The organism is Mesorhizobium sp. LSHC420B00, assembly GCF_000503055.1.
Classification (GTDB): domain Bacteria; phylum Pseudomonadota; class Alphaproteobacteria; order Rhizobiales; family Rhizobiaceae; genus Mesorhizobium.
In genome coordinates this window covers 1-17,109 of record NZ_AYVY01000003.1, presented here as the reverse complement: position 1 = coordinate 17,109, position 17,109 = coordinate 1, and the positions used below count along the sequence as shown (strand labels likewise).

Genomic DNA, 17,109 nt, shown 5'->3' with positions numbered 1-17,109 from the left:
GCAGGCCGGCCGCAAAACACCGGCGGAACCTGATCGCCATGAAACCGCTCCAGACCTCGTCCGGCGATTTGACCGCCGACCGCCGCGCCGACTATGCCGATATGCTCCATGCGTCCGGCGATCACGCGGCAGCGTCGGAATTGCTGCTCGGCGCGCTCGAACTGGCGCCGCAATGGCCGGCCGGCTGGTTCCGCCTCGGTGAGATGCAGGAGGCGGCGGGCGCGCCCGATCTCGCTGCGCAGGCCTGGACGACGGCGCTGCAGCTCGACCCGGCGGACAGGCTCGGCGCGGTGCTCAAGCTGCAATTGATCGGCAAGGCAGCGGCCGCCCAGGCGCCGCCCAGCGCCTTTGTCGAGACGCTGTACGACCACTATGCCGGAAGCTTCGAGGGTGAGCTGGTCGACAGGCTAGGCTATCGTCTGCCCGAATGTCTCGACCGAGCCATCCGGGCAGCACGGCCGGGCCGGTTTTCGCTGGCGCTCGATCTCGGCTGCGGCACCGGCCTCATGGGCCAGAGACTGCGGCCGATCGCCGATCGGCTGGAGGGTTACGACATCTCGGCCGGCATGCTCAGGCAGGCGCGTGCCAAAGGCGTCTACGATCTGCTCGTCAAGACGGACCTGCAGGATTTTTGCTATTCTGGCCCGAAAGCCGATCTGGTGATGGTGGCCGATGTGTTCATCTATGTCGGCGCACTCGACAGGGTGGTGAACAAGATTGCCGGAATGCTTGCCGGCGGCGGTCTGTTTGCGTTCTCCGTCGAGACGCTCGCCGGCGGCGACTCGTGTGGCAGCGGCGATTTCGCCTTGCAGCCGTCGCGCCGCTACGCGCATTCGCAAAGCTATGTAGAGCGGGTTCTGGACGCCAACGACTTTTCGGTCCTGTCGCTGCAGGCAACGATTATCCGGCAGGATCGCCGCGAACCGGTCGAAGGGCTGGCCGTAGTGGCAAGCTTGCTTTCCGGCAGCGTAAAATCTGGCTAAGACTCCTGCCGCTGCGCAGGAGAGCGGCAGCTGCGAAAGACAAGGAGCACGTTCATGCGCTGGAACATGATGGTCTTGGCGTCTTGCCTGGCGATGGCCGGCTGCGTCGGCAATTCGATGTCCGAACGGCAGGACGAAAACGTCCAGTCCTCGCTGCTATACGACAAGGTGCCTTGCGATCAATTGCTGGCGCAACGAAACGGCCTGGCGCAGCAATATCATTTGCCGGTGGACGCCAAGCCGTCTTTCTCCAACCCGGCGACGGGCTTTGGCCCGTTCACGCCGGACATCCGCTCAAAAGCCAAGCGTGACGCCGACCAGGCAAGCGGCAAGATCGACGCCATGAACCGGTCGATCAGCCGCCGCGAATGCGGCAAGCCGGCCAAGCAGAACAAGCTCGGTCTGCCAAGCTAGACGCCAGGTGATTTGCCCGGTTGGAGGTCGGTCGGCAGCGAATAGTGACCTAATCCGCCACCTTCCATTGCTCGCGCGAGGCGCTGGCGGGATAGACGCCGAGAATGCGCATTTCGCGCGAGAAAAAGCGCAACTCGTCGAGCGCCAGCTTCACCAGCGGATCGTCGGGATGGCCCTCTATGTCGGCGTAGAACAGCGTCGCTGTAAACGCGCCGAGCTGGTAGCTTTCCAGCTTGGTCATGTTGATGCCGTTGGTGGCGAAGCCGCCCATCGCCTTGTAGAGCGCGGCAGGCACGTTGCGGACGCGGAAGATGAAGGTCGTCATCATCCGGGCGTCGGCGGAGGGGCGCTCGGCCCATTGCTTGTTCTTGGTCAGCACGACGAAGCGGGTGACGTTGCTGTCGGTGTCCTCGACATTCTCTTCGATGATGTCGAGCCCGTAGAGGGTCGAGGCCAGCGCCGGCGCCAGCGCGGCCATGGTGCGGTCCTTCATCGCGGCGACCATCTTGGCGGCGCCCGCCGTGTCGCCGGCAACCGTCGCCTTCCAGCCGTTCTTGCGGATGTATTTGCGGCATTGGCCGAGCGCGTGGATGTGGCTGTGCACGGTCCTGATCTCGTCGCGCCTGACGCCGGGCAGCACCATCAGCTGGAAGTGGATCGGCAGGAAATATTCGCCGATGATGTGCAGCTTCGATTCCGGCAAGAGGTGATGGATGTCGGCGACGCGGCCAGCAATGGTGTTCTCGATCGGGATCATCGCCAGATCGGCCTTGCCGGTCTCGACCGCGTTGAAGGCGTCCTCGAAGGTCGGGCACGGCAACGGCTCCATCGACGGGAACATGTTGCGGCAGGCGGTGTCGGAATTGGCGCCCGGCTCGCCCTGGAAGGATATTTTGTTGGTCTTTTCAGGCATGCGCAGAGTCTCGGGAATTGGGGAAGAATTTCTTAGTTGGAAAGGAGTGCCCTGGCGCGTTCGAGATCGTCCGGCGTATCGACGCCAAGCGGCACCGACTGCACGATCTCCGCATCAATGCGCATGCCGGCCTCGAGCGCCCGCAACTGCTCCAGCCGCTCGCGGCGCTCCAGCGGCGACGGCCTCAACGCAACGAAGCGTTCGAGTGCGGCGCGGCGATAGGCATAGAGGCCGATATGATGGTAGAGCGGGCCTTCGCCCCAGGGGGCGGTGGCGCGGGTGAAATAGAGCGCCCTGAGCCGCGTCGCCGAGAGTGGCGAGCCGACCAGCTTGACGACGTTCGGATTGGTCTTTTCCTCGTCGCGGACGATCTCGACGCAGAGCGTGGCGATGTCGACCGCTGCGTTCTCGAAAGGCTTAAGCGCGGCGCCGATAACAAGGGGCTCGATGGTCGGCAGATCGCCCTGCACATTGACGATGGTCTCGACGCTGTTGCCAGGGTCGAGAATGGTCAGCGCTTCGAAGATGCGGTCGGAGCCGGTTTCGTGGTCCGCCCGCGTCATCACCGCCTCGAAATCATGCGCGCGCACCGCCTCCGCGACGCTTTGCGTATCGGTGGCGACGACGACCCGGCCGAGGCCGGCCTCGGCAGCACGGCGGGCGACGTGGACGATCATCGGAGTGCCGGCGATGTTGGCCAGCGGCTTGCCCGGCAGGCGGGTCGAGGCCATGCGGGCCGGGATCAGGATGAGGGTGGACATGAGGCGGGCAGAGGCTCGAAAAAGAGGAGGACAAAAGTGGCAAAAGGTCTCACTGGCAGCGCCCTTATAGGTGTTGCAACGCCGGAGCAAAAGACCTAGTTTCCGCGCGATTTGACCGCCTCGCAGGGTGGTTCACGATACCGACGGACGGAGTGGACGGATCAGTCCGCCGGAAAAGGGAGCCTGGGGCGTATGGATTCCAACGAAGTCAACAAGCTGCTCGCCGCTTTCCTCGGCACGGTGTTCATTGTCTTTTCCGTTGGCATCGTGTCCGACGCGCTGTTTGCCTCGCCGGCGCCGGAAAAGCCCGGCTTTGCCATCGAGGCGACCGAGCCTGCCGAAGGCGGCCCGGCCGCTCCCGCCGCGGAGGCCAAGCCGATCGCCGAGCTGCTGACCACCGCCAACGCCGAAGCGGGCGCCGCCGTCTTCAAGAAATGCCAGGCTTGCCACTCCGGTGAAAAGGGCGGCCCCAACAAGGTCGGCCCCGATCTCTGGGACATCATCGACCGTCCGGTCGCCGAGCATGAGGGCTTTGCCTATTCGGCCGGCATGAAGGAGTTTTCCAAGGGCGGCGCCGAGAAGTGGACCTACGACAACCTCAACCACTTCATCACCTCGCCGAAGAAGTTCGTGAAGGGCACCGCGATGGGTTTCGCCGGCCTGCCGAAAGATGAGGACCGCGCCAACGTCATCGCCTATCTGCGTACGCTGTCGGACAATCCGAAGCCGCTGCCGGCGCCCGGCGCCTCGGCCGAAAACGCGCCCGCCAAGCCGGCCGAAGGTGCAGCCCCTGCCAAGCCGGCAGAAGGCGCGGCGCCAGCCGCTCCGGCTGCACCCGCAAAATAACAAAACTGTAATGACATAATCCTTGAAAAAGCCGGGTTCAGCCCGGCTTTTTCGTTAGGAAAAATGCATATGCGACGACAAAGCCGCTCGGTTGCGGTTTTCAGCGGCGCCAAATGATCTAGATTGGGCCCAGACGCTATCGTGACGGCGCTATATCGCGAAGAGGAGAACGCATGACGGTTGGCCGAGCGCGGACGCTTCTGAAATCGGTGCTTATGCTGGCTGCTTTTGCCGGCGGCCTGCAGGCGGCCCTCGCGGACGAATGGCGCACGACCTCGTCGCTGATCGGCGAATCCAAATATGGCGACAACTTCCAGCACTACGATTACATCAATCCGGATGCACCCAAGGGCGGCACGCTGAATTCGGTTCAGCTCGGCACGTTCGACAGCTTCAATCCCTATATCGTGCAGGGTTCGCCGGCCGCAGGCTTCGCGCAGTTCGGCGGCGGCCTGCTCTACGACACACTGATGGAGCAGGCGACGGACGAGGGCAGCGTAAACCATCCGCTGATCGCCGATGCCTACAAATATCCAGCCGACTATTCCTCGGCGACCTATCGCCTCGATCCGCGGGCGAAGTGGCATGACGGCCAGCCGATCACCGTCGACGACGTGATCTGGTCGTTCCAGGTGCTGAAGGCCAACAGCCCGATGTACAGCCGCTATTTCGAAAACGTCACCGACGCGGTCGCCATCTCCGATCGCGAGGTCGAGTTCCATTTCAATCAGAAAGGCAACCGCGAGCTACCTCAGATCCTCGGCGGCCTCGTCGTGCTGCCGAAGCACTGGTGGGAAGGTACCGACGCCAACGGCAAGAAGCGCGACGTCACCAAATCCACGTTGGAGCCGCCGCTCGGCTCGGCCGCTTACAAGATCGCCAGCTTCAAGCCGGGATCCGAAATCATCTGGCAGCGCGTGCCCGACTACTGGGCGGCCAAGCTGCCGGTGAAGATCGGCCGCGAGAATTTCGACAGGCAGCGTTTCACCTATTTTCTCGACGACAATGCCGCCTGGCAGGCCTTCACCAAGGGCGGGTTGGACGACATCAAGCCGGAGAACAGTTCAAGGCGCTGGAACACATTCTATGACTTTCCGGCGGTCAAGGCCGGCGACGTGATCAAGAAGGAATTCAAGACCGCGTCGCCCGAACCGATGCAGGCCTTCATGCTCAACACCAGGCGCCCGCTGTTTAGGGATCGTCTGGTGCGCGCCGCGCTGATGTACCCGTTCGACTTCGAGACGATGAACCGGACCCTGTTCTTCGGTTCCAACACCCGCACCAGCAGCTATTTCCAAGGCACGGAACTGGCGTCGAGCGGCCTGCCGCAAGGCAAGGAACTCGAAATCCTCGAGCAGTACCGCGACAAGCTGCCGCCCGAACTCTTCACCGAGGAATTCAAGCTGCCGGTCTACGACACGCCGCAGGCGGAACGCAAATACCTCAAGACAGCCGTCGATCTGTTCGCCAAGGCGGGCTGGGTGATCAAGGGCGGCAAGATGGTCAACGCCAAGACCGGTGAACCGTTCAAATTCGAAATCCTCGGCTGGAACGACACCGATCAGGTCATCGCCAGCCCCTACATAGCCAATCTGCGCAAGATCGGCGTCGACGCGACGCTGCGCCTGATCGACCAGACCCAGTATATCAACCGCGTCACCCATTTCGACTTTGACGTGGTCACTTCGATACTCGGCCAGTCCGACTCTCCCGGCAATGAGCAGCGCGATTTCTGGAGCTCCAAGGCGGCCGATACGCCGGGATCGCGCAATTACGCCGGCATTAAGGACCCGGTCGTCGATGCGCTGGTCGATCGTGTCATCTTTGCCACCGACCGCGACGATCTGGTTGCCGCCACCCATGCGCTCGACCGGGTGCTGTTGTGGAATTTCTACGTCGTGCCGCAATATTACCGCGCCGTGGTCTGGCTCGCCTACTGGAACAAGTTCGGTATGCCGGAAAAGCAGCCCGCCTATAGCGGCGTCGACCAGAATTCCTGGTGGATCGATACGGTCAAGGAAAAAGCGCTGGCGGCCAAATACAAGAGTGGCAATTGATGGCGGCGCTGCCCCGTCGCGACTTCCTCGCCCTGAGCGGTGCCGCCGCGGCAGCTGCATGGCTGCCCGGCCGGGCTTTCGCCACGATCCCGACCGGCGTGAAACTGCACGGCCTGTCGGCCTTCGGCGATCTCAAATATCCTCCTGATTTCCCGCATTTCGACTATGTGAATGTCGACGCGCCCAAGGGCGGCATCTTCAATTTCGGCCCATCGCAATGGGTGTTCAACCAGAATCCCTACACCTTCAACACGCTGAACAGCTTCGTGCCCAAGGGTGACGCCCCGCCGCGCATGGAAATGTGTTTCGATTCGCTCATGACCGGCGCACAGGACGAGCCGGATTCCATCTATGGACTGCTGGCTGAAAGCGTGACGATCTCGGCGGACCGCAACATGTTCGAGTTCGCCCTGCGCCCGCAGGCGCGCTGGCATGACGGCTCGCCGCTGACCGCAGAGGATGCCGCATATACGTTCACCCTTTTCAAGGATCAGGGCCATCCCGATCTCTCGCTGCCGCTCCGTGAGATGACCCAAGCCGTCGCCGCCGATACTGGAACGCTGAGATTGACTTTTTCGGGCAAGCAATCGGAACGCACCATCCTGGATGTCGCAACGTTCCCGATCCTCTCCAAGGCATATTTCGCGATCGCCCCGTTTGACAGCTCCCGCATGAAGGCGCCGCTCGGATCCGGCCCTTACAAGGTCGGGTTGGTGCGTCCGGGACAGACAATCGAGTTCGAGCGCGTCGTGGACTATTGGGGCCGCGGCCTGCCGGTCAATAAAGGACAGTTCCATTTCGACAAGCTGCGCATAGAGTTCTATGGCGACCGTCAGGCGGCTTTCGAGGCTTTCAAGAAGGGCGAAGTCCATTTCCGCGAAGAGGCAACGTCGCGCGTATGGGCTACCGGCTACGATTTTCCGGCGCTCACCGCGGGCAAGGTGGTTAAACGCGAGTTTCCTTCCGAAAAGCGCCCGTTAATGTACGCGACAGCCTTGAACCAGCGGCGCGAACGGTTTCGGGACATGCGCGTGCGCCGCGCCATTGCGTTGTGCTTCGATTTCGAATGGACCAACAAATCGCTGTTCTACGGCCTCTATGATCGTTCGCAATCCAATTTCGAACGATCGGAATTCAAAGCCACCGGCGTACCGTCTCCTGACGAACTGACGCTGCTGGAACCGCTTCGCGACAAGCTTGCGCCTGAAGTCTTCGGCGAAGTCTATGCTCTGCCCCCATCCGACGGCAGCGGCCGTGACCGGAAATTGCTGCGCGCATCGCAAAAGCTGATGGCTGACGCGGGATGGAAACGGTCCGGTCAATTTTTCCAGAATGCCGCCGGCGAAACTTTCAGGTTAGAAATCCTTGCTGACGACGAAGGTTTGGTGCGCATCTATGGGCCGTGGGCGGAGAATTTGAAGGCCATCGGCTTCGACGCCTCAATCCGCCTGGTCGAGTCGGCACAGCACCAAGCCAGGCAGGCGAGCTTCGATTTCGACATGATAGCGATGGCGGTGCTGTTCTCGCCGACGCCAACACGGGAGGGAATGGACGGCATCTTCCATTCACGCTCGGCCAACCTGCAGGGATCGCGCAATCTGTCCGGCACGGCAGACCCGGCGATCGACATGCTTGTCGAGGCGATAGACCGCGTCAAAAACCGTCAGGAACTGACGACAGTGCTGCGTTCGCTGGATCGGGTCTTGCGCGCGCGCATGGACTGGATTCCTAGTTGGTATTCGGCGAATCACCGCGTGGCCTTCTGGGACATGTTCGGTTTCGACGAAACGAAACCCGACTACGGCTTCGCGATGGAAGCGCTGTGGTGGTTTGACAGGGACAAGGCGGCAAAGATTGGCAAAGGCTGAATTTCTTGCGGGCGTTGGCGCCGCCCCTCACCTGCCTGCCGGCATCCTCTCCCCGTATAGCGACGGGGAGAGGGGGGCTTTCATCGAGGATTTCGCCAACCACAAACATGGCAACAAAAGCGCCGAGACTACGGCCAGCCCCTTTCTCCCCGTCACTATACGGGGAGAAATGTCCGGCAGGACAATGAGAGGCGGCGCCGGCGTCGACAATTGGCCTGAAGCGATTGCCTCGGGGGCACCCCCAGCCACAGTGGTCCTCCCTAAGGAGGGTAAAAACTGATGGGCGCCTATATACTGCGCCGCATGCTGCTGATGATCCCGACCTTGTTCGGCATCATGGCGGTGTCCTTCGCCGTCATCCAGTTCGCGCCTGGCGGGCCGGTCGAGCAGGTCATTGCCAGGCTGACCAACCAGGGCGGCAGCGATCGCCTCGGTGGCGGCGGCGGTGATGCCGGCGGCGCCAATTTCGATGTGGCCGGCGACGTCGGCTCGAAATACCGCGGCGCGCAAGGGCTCGATCCGGAATTCATCAAGAAGCTGGAGAAGCAGTTCGGCTTCGACAAGCCGCCGCTCGAGCGCTTTGGCATGATGCTGTGGAACTATCTCCGCTTCGATTTCGGCGACAGCTACTTCCGCGACATTTCGGTGCTCGACTTGATCCTGGAAAAGATGCCGGTGTCGATCTCGATCGGGCTGTGGATCACGCTTTTGTCCTATCTGATTTCGATCCCGCTCGGCATCCGCAAGGCGGTCAAGGACGGCTCCACCTTCGACGTCTGGACCAGCGGCGTCGTCATCGTCGGTTACGCCATTCCAGGCTTCCTGTTCGGCATATTGCTGATGGTGCTGTTTGCCGGCGGCTCGTTCTGGGACTGGTTTCCGCTGCGCGGCCTCACCTCCGACAATTGGGACCAGCTGTCGTGGCCGGCCAGGATCGTCGACTATTTCTGGCACATGACCCTGCCGCTGACGGCGCTGGTGCTGTCGGCCTTCGCCACGACGACGCTTTTGACCAAGAATTCCTTCCTCGAGGAAATCCGCAAACAATATGTGGTCACCGCCCGCGCCAAGGGCCTGTCGGAGCGGCAGGTGCTCTACGGCCACGTCTTCCGCAACGCCATGCTGATCGTCATTGCCGGTTTTCCCGGCGCCTTCATCTCGGCCTTCTTCACCGGCTCGCTGCTGATCGAGAACATCTTTTCGCTCGACGGCCTCGGCCTGCTCGGCTTCAACTCGGTGGTGCAGCGCGATTATCCGGTGGTCTTCGCCAATCTCTACATCTTCTCGCTGCTTGGCCTGTTCGTCGGGCTGCTGTCCGATCTGATCTATACCTGGGTCGATCCGCGCATCGACTTCGAGCGGAGAGACGTCTGATGGCGCAGGCCACAGCCGAAACGGCGCCGCCTCGGATCGCGCGGCCCTTTCTGTCGCCGCTCAACCAGCGCCGCCTGCAGAACTTCAAGTCCAACCGGCGCGGCTACTGGTCGTTGTGGATTTTCCTGTTCCTGTTCGTGCTGTCGCTGGTTTCCGAACTGATCGCCAACGACAAGCCGATCATCGCCTCCTACAAGGGCGAGATCCTGTTTCCGGTCCTGGTCGCCTATCCCGAGGAGAAGTTCGGCGGCTTCTATGCGGTCACCGACTACCGCGACCCGGTCATCCAGGACGAGATCAACGCCAATGGCTGGATGATCTGGCCGCCNAGACGCGCTGCAACCAGTATCCGAAAGGCGAGGCAGACCCCAACTGCAACGTCGGCAACTGGAACTGGCTGGGCACCGATGACCAGGCCCGCGACGTGCTGGCGCGCGTCATCTACGGCTTCAGGATCTCGGTGCTGTTCGGCCTGGTTCTGACTGCCGGCTCGGCGCTGATCGGCGTGGCGGCCGGCGCTCTGCAGGGCTATTTCGGCGGCTGGACCGACCTTCTGTTCCAGCGCTTCATCGAGATCTGGTCGGCGATCCCGGTGCTGTATCTGCTCTTGATCGTCGCCGCCATCCTGCCGCCCGGCTTCTTCATCCTGCTCGGATTGATGCTGCTGTTTTCCTGGGTGGCACTGGTCGGCGTGGTAAGGGCCGAATTCCTGCGCGCCCGCAATTTCGAATATGTCAATGCGGCGCGCGCGCTCGGCGTGTCCAATATCACCATCATGTTCCGGCATCTGCTGCCCAATGCCATGGTGGCGACTCTGACCTTCTTGCCCTTCCTGCTTAGCGGCTCGATTTCGACGCTGACCTCGCTCGACTATCTCGGCTTCGGCCTGCCGCCCGGCTCCGCCTCGCTCGGCGAGTTGTTGAAGCAGGCACAGCGCAATCTCAACGCGCCATGGCTCGGCATTTCCGGCTTCGTCGTCATCTCGCTGATGCTGTCGCTGCTGGTCTTCGTCGGCGAGGCCACCCGCGACGCTTTCGATCCGCGCAAGACGTTCAGATGAGAGCGATGCGGGCTGGCATTCGGCATGTTATATTCCGGCCGATATCGAGCGAACCCGGACCCATGACGGTGTTGGCGTCGGTTCAGTCCGTCAAGCCGCACGTCGGGGAAGGAAAGGGTTATGAATAGGGTCATCCTTGAACACTACCCGGCATCGAAGCTCCCGGATGAACTGCGAAGGGGCACAGCTCCGAGCGCCTCGGTCAAAGTGACAGTGGAAGAGGAGGCCAACAGGCCTCTTGGCCGCGAACAATTGCTTGAACTCATGCGGAATGCTCAGGCCAACGCGCCGGGAACAAGCCTCGACGAGGCTGTCGCGCGTGTTCGTGCCCTCCGCGATGAGTGGGAGGATTGATGGCTGCAGTCCGGCTTTATGTCGACACCAACATTTTCATCTATGCCTTTGAAAACAACGATGCGCTTGCAAAAAAACTGCTTCAGCTCATTTCACTGAACGACGGCAGAAAGCAGACCGCGGACACGAGATTGAAAGAGACCTATTCTATCGCACCAAATCGTCTCGTCCCCCCTCAAATGGCAGTCAAAATTTCGATCATGCGACAGGAAATTTCCGCCTTGGACAGGGTTGTCGCGGAAGTTGAGCCATGACCGCCCCTCTCCTTTCCATACAAGACCTCAGCGTCGCCTTCACGCAAGGCGGCAACCAGTCGATCGCCGTCGACCATATTTCCTTCGACCTCGCCAAGGGCGAGACGGTGGCGCTGGTCGGCGAATCCGGCTCCGGCAAGTCGGTCACCGCGCTGTCGGTGCTGAAGCTGCTGCCCTATCCGACCGCCAGCCACCCCTCGGGAAAGATCCTGTTCCTCGGCGCCGACCTGCTGGCCACGGACGAGAGAGACTTGCGCCGTGTGCGCGGCAACAAGATCACCATGATCTTCCAGGAGCCGATGACTTCGCTCAACCCGCTGCACACGATCGAGCAGCAGATCGTCGAGGTGCTGAAATTGCACCAGGGCCTGGGGGATCGCACCGCCAAGGCGCGCACGCTGGAACTTCTGCACGAGGTCGGCATCCGCGAACCGGAGAAGCGGCTCGACGCCTATCCGCACCAGCTTTCCGGCGGCCAGCGCCAGCGCGTCATGATCGCCATGGCGCTGGCCAACGAGCCTGAACTGTTGATCGCCGACGAGCCGACGACGGCGCTCGACGTCACCGTCCAGGCGCAGATCCTCGAATTGCTCGCCGGCCTGAAAAGCCGCAAGAACATGTCGATGCTGTTCATCACCCACGATCTCGGCATCGTCAGGAAGATCGCCGACCGGGTCTGCGTGATGACCAAGGGCAAGATCGTCGAGACCGGCCCGACCAAGGAGATATTCGCCAATCCGCAGCACGCCTACACCCGGCATCTGCTTGCCGCCGAGCCGAAGGGCAAGCCGCCGGCGGCCAACCAGGCCGCCAAGCCAGTGATGGTCGGCAACGACGTCAAGGTCTGGTTTCCGATCAAGAAGGGCTTCTTCCGGCGCACCGTCGACAATGTGAAGGCGGTCGACGGCATCGACGTCACCGTGCGGGCCGGTCAGACGCTTGGCGTCGTCGGCGAATCCGGCTCCGGCAAGACGACGCTCGGCCTGGCGCTGGCCAGGATGATCTCGTCGACCGGGAATATCCAGTTCAACGGACGCGGCATCGATCAGCTATCCTTCAACGAAATGCGGCCGCTGCGGCGCGAACTGCAGATCGTCTTCCAGGATCCGTTCGGCTCGCTCAGCCCGCGCATGTCGGTCGCCGAGATCATCGAGGAAGGGTTGAAGATCCACGAGCCGAAACTGTCGCCCGATGCGCGCGACGAGCGTGTCGTCGACGTGCTGCAGGAAGTCGGCCTCGATCCGGCGACGCGCAACCGCTATCCGCACGAATTCTCCGGCGGCCAGCGCCAGCGCGTCGCCATCGCGCGCGCCATGGTGCTCAACCCGCGCTTCGTCATGCTGGACGAGCCGACCTCGGCGCTCGACATGAGCGTGCAGGCGCAGGTCGTCGACCTCTTGCGCAGCCTGCAGGCCAAGCACGACCTCGCCTATCTCTTCATCAGCCACGATCTGAGGGTCATCCGCGCGCTCGCCAATGAAGTCATCGTCATGCGCAATGGCAGGATCGTCGAAGCCGGACCTTCCGAACAGATTTTTGGCAACCCGCGGACCGACTATACAAAGGCGTTGATCTCGGCCGCCTTCAAGATCGAAACGGCGCCGGTCGGCATCGTTAGCGAGTAGATTTTCGCCAGAGATCATGCACAAAATCAAAACGCTGCCGCGCCCTTGCACGTCGGGACGCGAACGCTGTTGGTAAAAAGGAAAAACAATCCGCAATGGAAAAAGGCCGCATCCTGCTTGCCCTCACCGGTATTCATCCGCTGCGCTGGCGCGAACTGCTGTCGGCGGAGCGCGAAGTGGTGCTCGAGCCGAATGGCGCCGCCGATCCGTCGATCACCTATGCGGTGGTGTGGAAACAGCGGCCGAACCTGTTGTCGTCGCTGCCCAATCTGCGCGCCATCTTCTCGATCGGCGCCGGCGTCGACCACATCTTCGCCGATCCCACCTTGCCCGACGTTCCGGTCGTCAAGGTGGTGGCCGACAACCTGACCCAGTACATGACCGAATACGTCGTCTGGCGGGTGCTCGACCACCATCGCCAGGGCATGCTCTACCGCGCCCAGCAGCAGAAGAAGATCTGGCACGAACCGCAGCAGCGGCCGGCCAGCGACATCTCGGTCGGCATTATGGGGCTCGGCACGCTCGGCCGCGCGGCGGCGTCGGTGCTGTTGTCGCTCGGCTTTCCGGTCAATGGCTGGTCGCGCAGCGATCGGCCGATGCAAGGTGTCTCGACTTATGCGGGCGAGGCCGGCCTGATCCCGTTCCTCAACGCTACCGACATCCTGGTGGTGCTTCTGCCGCTGACGCCGCAGACGCACGGCATCATCAACCACGGCGTGCTGAAGGAGCTGCGCAAGCGCAACGGCCTCGGCGGCTCGGTGCTGATCAATGCCGGGCGCGGCAGGCTGCAGAAGGACGCCGACATTCTGCGCGCACTGGACGACGGCACGCTGAAGGAAGCCAGCCTCGACGTGTTCGAGGTCGAGCCGCTGCCGAAGACCAGCCCACTATGGAACCATCCTAAAGTGTTCGTGACGCCGCATGCGGCGGCAACTTCCGATCCGGTCCACCTGGCGCCGATCATGCTGCGCCAGATGGACGCCTTCGAGCGCGGCGAAGCGCTGGAAAATGTGGTGGACCGCGACGCGGGGTATTGATTTTTTGGAGCGCCGCTTCCCCGTCTCAGCCCCAGCCGAGCGGCACGTAGTCGATCTCCATAAACGCCTCGACCTCGGGGATCCAGCGGTCGCGGACGAAGGCGACGTGGTCGGGATGATCGTTGTAGCCGGAGTAAGCCCGCTGATCGGCGAACTCCATCGAGAAGCCGAAGCGGTACTCGTTCTTGGGGCTGACCTGCCGCAACTGCTCGAAATGCGTGACGCCCTTTATCGCCGTGAGGATCCTCTTGGCATCGGCGAGGAACCTTTTTTCCTCAGGCGAGTGCGGCGGGTGTTTTAGCGTGAACACGACGGTGTGACGGATCATTTTTTGCTCCTGCGATGTCTTCGTGTCACGCGCTGTCGGCCCAGGCGCGGATCAGGTTATAGGCGATCGCCCCTTTCGGCGGCGTCACCAGGCCGCCCGGATGTTCCCTGGCCAGCATCGACAGCACCTCGTCGCGAAAGAACCAGCGGCAGTCTTCCAGCTCGTTGAGGTCGGGGTGGATGTCGTCGTTGAGCGGTTCGCCGAAGCAGCCGATCATCAGCGAATAGGGAAACGGCCAGGGCTGGCTGGCGTGGTAGACGACGCGGCCGAGCCGGATGCCGGCTTCCTCCAGCGTTTCGCGGCGCACCGCCGCCTCGATCGTCTCGCCCGGCTCGATGAAACCGGCGAGCGCCGAATACATGCCGGGCCCGAAATGCCGGCCGCGGCCGAGCAGGCATTTTTCGCGCGTCGCCGTCAGCATGATCGCCACCGGGTCGGTGCGCGGAAAGTGCTCCGTACCGCAGGCCGGGCAATGCCGCTTGTAGCCGCCGGCCCGCATCTCGGCTTCGGTGCCGCATTTGCTGCAGAAGCGATGGCTGGCATGCCAGGCGAGCAGCGCCGCCCCTTGCGCCAGCGCGCCGGCCGCCGCTTCGTCGATCAGCCCCTGCATATAGACCGAGCGATAGTCGATCGCCTTGATCGTCTCGGGAAGCTGCTCGGGCTCGACCGCGGCCGGCACCGCCAGCACCGGGCCACTTTCGGAAAAACCGAGCAGGACGCCGTTTTCGAGCGATGCCTCGAGCGGCCGGCTTTCGGCCACGCCGAACCAGGGATCGAATGCGTCTTGCGCAAGCTTCAGATAGAGCCGGCCGCCATGCATCAGCAAAAGCCGAGTCGTCGGATCGGCGAGCGCCTTTTCGACGGAATCGTCGGCGCGGTTTTCGGATTGCCGGTCGATGATGTTGCCGGCGAAGCCGACGAACTGGCTCGGCTCGCGCAAGGGCGCGTCAAACAGGCTAAAGCTCATGCGGACTCAGGAAGGTTCAAGATGGACACGGGAGAGGCTTATAGCGCTGCCTTGATCTTTTCCGCAAACTTGCGAATGTCGGAGCGCTGGTAGGGCTCGCGCAGGCCGTGCCCCCACACCGGGCCGGGCCAGCCGGGATCGCCTTCCGAGCGCGCGATAACATGCACGTGCAACTGCCGCACGATGTTGCCGAGCGCGCCGGTGTTGATCTTGGTGCAGCCGGTCACCCGCTTCAGCGCCAGCGCCACCATGTTGGTCTCGAAGGTCAGCATCGCCTGGTCGAGCGGCGTCATGTCGTGGATTTCCTCGATGCCCGGCCGCTGCGGCACCAGCAGCAGCCACGGCCAGCGGCGGTCGTTCATGACGCGCAATTCGCACAGGCCGAGCCACATCAGCTGTTCGCTGTCGGCTTCCAGCTGAGCGTCAAGCGTGAATCCTGCCTTGAGGCCCGGCAGCATCGGCGTTTCCCTCGCATTTTGACGTTTTTTGAACTTTATCGACGCTAGAGCGGCTACCGGGGGGCCGCAAGGGGCAGCAAGCAACATTGGCCGTCGTGGCGCTGATTGTGCGCGAAGAACCGAGGACCAGGGCATTGCATACGGTTGGCGCTGCCCCGCCGAGGTCGACAATTTTGACCGCAGCCACATTTTGTTCTTGCTTTGTGCCGGCAGCTATGCTACTAATGTCGCTATGGTGATTATTCGCACCAACGACCCGCCCGCCGAGGCGGGTTTTTGGTTTCAGCTTTCGCCGTCGCGCACGACTCCTATCATCCGCACTTGCATTTCATCGCCGGATTGCCGATATGGAGGCCGGGAGGTTGGTGGTGGACGGTCCACTCGCCAACCGGGTCAGGTCCGGAAGGAAGCAGCCCTAACGAGCCCGGAACGGGTCATTGTTCCAGCCTCCCGCCTCTTCGCCTTTTGCCCCGACATTGACGGCGCCAAGCCGTGCGGGCGAAACTATGCGCAGGAATCGGCCGCCTCCAGTGGCAGCCCTTGGAGCTTAACGGGCGAATGAGCGAAGCCGGAAACGACGCCGGGAAATCGGACAAGCCTGCCGCCTATCGCGTGCTGGCGCGCAAATACCGACCGTCGAATTTCTCCGAACTGATCGGCCAGGAGCCGATGGTCCGCACCTTGACCAATGCCTTTGCCACCGGCCGCATCGCCCAGGCCTGGATGCTGACCGGCGTGCGCGGCGTCGGCAAGACGACGACCGCGCGCATACTGGCGCGGGCCCTGAACTATAAAACATCGACCGTCGACCAGCCTTCAGTCGACCTTGCCGTGCTCGGCGAGCATTGCCAGGCGATCATGGAAGGCCGCCATGTCGACGTCATCGAGATGGACGCCGCCTCGCATACCGGCATCGACGACATCAGGGACATCATCGAACGCGTGCGCTACGCCTCGGTATCGGCGCGCTACAAGGTCTACATCATCGACGAAGTGCACATGCTTTCCAACCAGGCCTTCAACGGCCTGCTGAAGACGCTGGAAGAGCCGCCGCCGCACGTCAAGTTCATCTTCGCCACCACCGAAATCCGCAAGGTGCCGATCACCGTCCTGTCGCGCTGCCAGCGTTTCGACCTCAGGCGCATCGATGCGGCAATGATCAAGGCCGACCTTGCCAGGATAGCGGGTCTGGAGGGCATCGAAGTCGAAGACGATGCGCTGGCGATGATCGCGCGCGCGGCCGAAGGCTCGATGCGTGACGCGCAGTCCATCCTCGACCAGGCGATCGCCCATGGCGGCGGCGCGGTCAGCGCCGAAGCGGTCCGCGCCATGCTGGGCCTGGCCGACCGTGCCCGCATCGTCGACCTGTTCGAACATGTCATCAAGGGCGACGTCGCCGCCGCGCTTGCCGAATTCCGTGCCCAGTACGATACCGGCGCCGATCCTGCCGCGGTGCTGACCGACCTTGCCGAGTTCAACCATCTGGTCACCCGTCTGCGCTTCGTGCCGGCTGCTGTCGACGACGCCTCGCTGTCCGAGGACGAGCGCCGGCGCGGCGCCGATTTCGCCAGGACGCTGTCGGTCAAGGTGCTGTCGCGGACATGGCAGATGCTTTTGAAAGGCATTCCCGAGGTGCAGACTTCCAACCGTCCAGTCAGCGCCGCCGAGATGGTGCTGATCCGGTTGGCGCATGCCGCCGACCTGCCGACGCTGGACGAGGCGCTGAGATCGCTGGAGAGCGGCGTTTCGCTGCCCGGCTCCGCGCCGCGCGCGAATGGCGCGCCGGCAAGCCCCGGCCCCGCAAGCCCCG

General features: G+C 62.7%; 16 protein-coding genes, 1 other RNA gene and 1 pseudogene. 13 read left to right on the top strand and 5 right to left on the bottom strand.

The genetic code is table 11. The features are described 5' to 3' along the window. Nucleotides 1-38: 38 nt before the first annotated feature. Both X760_RS47895 and X760_RS47890 read left to right on the top strand, forming a co-directional pair. Entirely contained in the window at nt 39-983 is a 945-nt protein-coding gene (locus X760_RS47895) for a methyltransferase domain-containing protein (protein ID WP_023717849.1), read from the top strand. Between the two features lie 54 nt (nt 984-1,037). Continuing rightward, on the top strand, nt 1,038-1,397 hold the full coding sequence (locus X760_RS47890; RefSeq protein ID WP_023717848.1) for a hypothetical protein: 360 nt from the start codon (nt 1,038-1,040) through the stop codon (nt 1,395-1,397). A 49-nt stretch (nt 1,398-1,446) separates the two neighbouring features. On the opposite strand, the gene X760_RS47885 is transcribed toward X760_RS47890, so the two are convergent. Then, nucleotides 1,447-2,310, bottom strand: a complete 864-nt coding sequence (locus X760_RS47885) for a prephenate dehydratase (RefSeq protein ID WP_023717847.1) — start codon at nt 2,308-2,310, stop codon at nt 1,447-1,449. A 32-nt stretch (nt 2,311-2,342) separates the two neighbouring features. After that, nucleotides 2,343-3,071, bottom strand: a complete 729-nt coding sequence (locus X760_RS47880) for a 3-deoxy-manno-octulosonate cytidylyltransferase (protein ID WP_023717846.1) — start codon at nt 3,069-3,071, stop codon at nt 2,343-2,345. A 192-nt stretch (nt 3,072-3,263) separates the two neighbouring features. On the opposite strand from X760_RS47880, the gene X760_RS47875 reads away from it, so the two are divergent. The 9 genes and pseudogenes from X760_RS47875 (at nt 3,264) to X760_RS47830 (ending at nt 13,546) form a co-directional block, all read left to right on the top strand. Beyond that, a complete protein-coding gene (locus tag X760_RS47875) occupies nt 3,264-3,917 on the top strand; it encodes a cytochrome c family protein (protein ID WP_023717845.1) in 654 nt (217 codons plus the stop codon). A gap of 173 nt (nt 3,918-4,090) precedes the next feature. Beyond that, nucleotides 4,091-5,974 (top strand): extracellular solute-binding protein, encoded by a 1,884-nt coding sequence (locus X760_RS47870; RefSeq protein ID WP_023717844.1) that lies wholly within the window; start codon nt 4,091-4,093, stop codon nt 5,972-5,974. After that, complete coding sequence (locus X760_RS47865) at nt 5,974-7,842, top strand: extracellular solute-binding protein (protein WP_023717843.1); 1,869 nt, start codon at nt 5,974-5,976, stop codon at nt 7,840-7,842. Before X760_RS47870 ends, X760_RS47865 begins: the two co-directional genes overlap by 1 nt. Nucleotides 7,843-8,121: 279 nt before the next feature. Then, nucleotides 8,122-9,216: a microcin C ABC transporter permease YejB gene (locus tag X760_RS47855; protein ID WP_023717841.1), complete on the top strand. Its 1,095-nt coding sequence runs from the start codon at nt 8,122-8,124 to the stop codon at nt 9,214-9,216. Further along, nucleotides 9,216-10,276 (top strand): annotated as a pseudogene (locus tag X760_RS47850) (ABC transporter permease). Before X760_RS47855 ends, X760_RS47850 begins: the two are co-directional and overlap by 1 nt. Nucleotides 10,277-10,396: 120 nt before the next feature. Next, entirely contained in the window at nt 10,397-10,630 is a 234-nt protein-coding gene (locus X760_RS47845; protein ID WP_023717840.1) for a hypothetical protein, read from the top strand. Next, nucleotides 10,630-10,884 carry a hypothetical protein gene (locus tag X760_RS47840; protein WP_023717839.1) on the top strand — a complete coding sequence of 85 codons (255 nt, stop codon included), beginning with the start codon at nt 10,630-10,632 and terminating at the stop codon, nt 10,882-10,884. Before X760_RS47845 ends, X760_RS47840 begins: the two co-directional genes overlap by 1 nt. Beyond that, complete coding sequence (locus tag X760_RS47835; protein WP_023717838.1) at nt 10,881-12,509, top strand: ABC transporter ATP-binding protein; 1,629 nt, start codon at nt 10,881-10,883, stop codon at nt 12,507-12,509. The genes X760_RS47840 and X760_RS47835 overlap by 4 nt, the downstream gene beginning before the upstream one ends. Nucleotides 12,510-12,604: 95 nt before the next feature. Beyond that, complete coding sequence (locus X760_RS47830; protein WP_023717837.1) at nt 12,605-13,546, top strand: glyoxylate/hydroxypyruvate reductase A; 942 nt, start codon at nt 12,605-12,607, stop codon at nt 13,544-13,546. A gap of 25 nt (nt 13,547-13,571) precedes the next feature. On the opposite strand, the gene X760_RS47825 is transcribed toward X760_RS47830, so the two are convergent. The 3 genes from X760_RS47825 to X760_RS47815 are packed head-to-tail and all read right to left on the bottom strand — an operon-like array spanning nt 13,572 to nt 15,299. Then, a complete protein-coding gene (locus tag X760_RS47825) occupies nt 13,572-13,874 on the bottom strand; it encodes a Dabb family protein (protein WP_023717836.1) in 303 nt (100 codons plus the stop codon). A gap of 25 nt (nt 13,875-13,899) precedes the next feature. Then, nucleotides 13,900-14,841, bottom strand: a complete 942-nt coding sequence (gene nudC, locus X760_RS47820; RefSeq protein WP_023717835.1) for an NAD(+) diphosphatase — start codon at nt 14,839-14,841, stop codon at nt 13,900-13,902. A 38-nt stretch (nt 14,842-14,879) separates the two neighbouring features. Continuing rightward, nucleotides 14,880-15,299 carry an HIT family protein gene (locus X760_RS47815; protein ID WP_023717834.1) on the bottom strand — a complete coding sequence of 140 codons (420 nt, stop codon included), beginning with the start codon at nt 15,297-15,299 and terminating at the stop codon, nt 14,880-14,882. 357 nt (nt 15,300-15,656) lie between these two features. Between X760_RS47815 and ffs the strand changes: the two genes are divergently transcribed. Both ffs and X760_RS47810 read left to right on the top strand, forming a co-directional pair. Further along, nucleotides 15,657-15,753, top strand: an RNA gene (gene ffs, locus X760_RS74435) — signal recognition particle sRNA small type. Between the two features lie 104 nt (nt 15,754-15,857). Further along, nucleotides 15,858-17,109 (top strand): DNA polymerase III subunit gamma/tau (locus X760_RS47810; protein ID WP_023717833.1); only part of this gene is annotated, 1,252 nt, incomplete at its 3' end.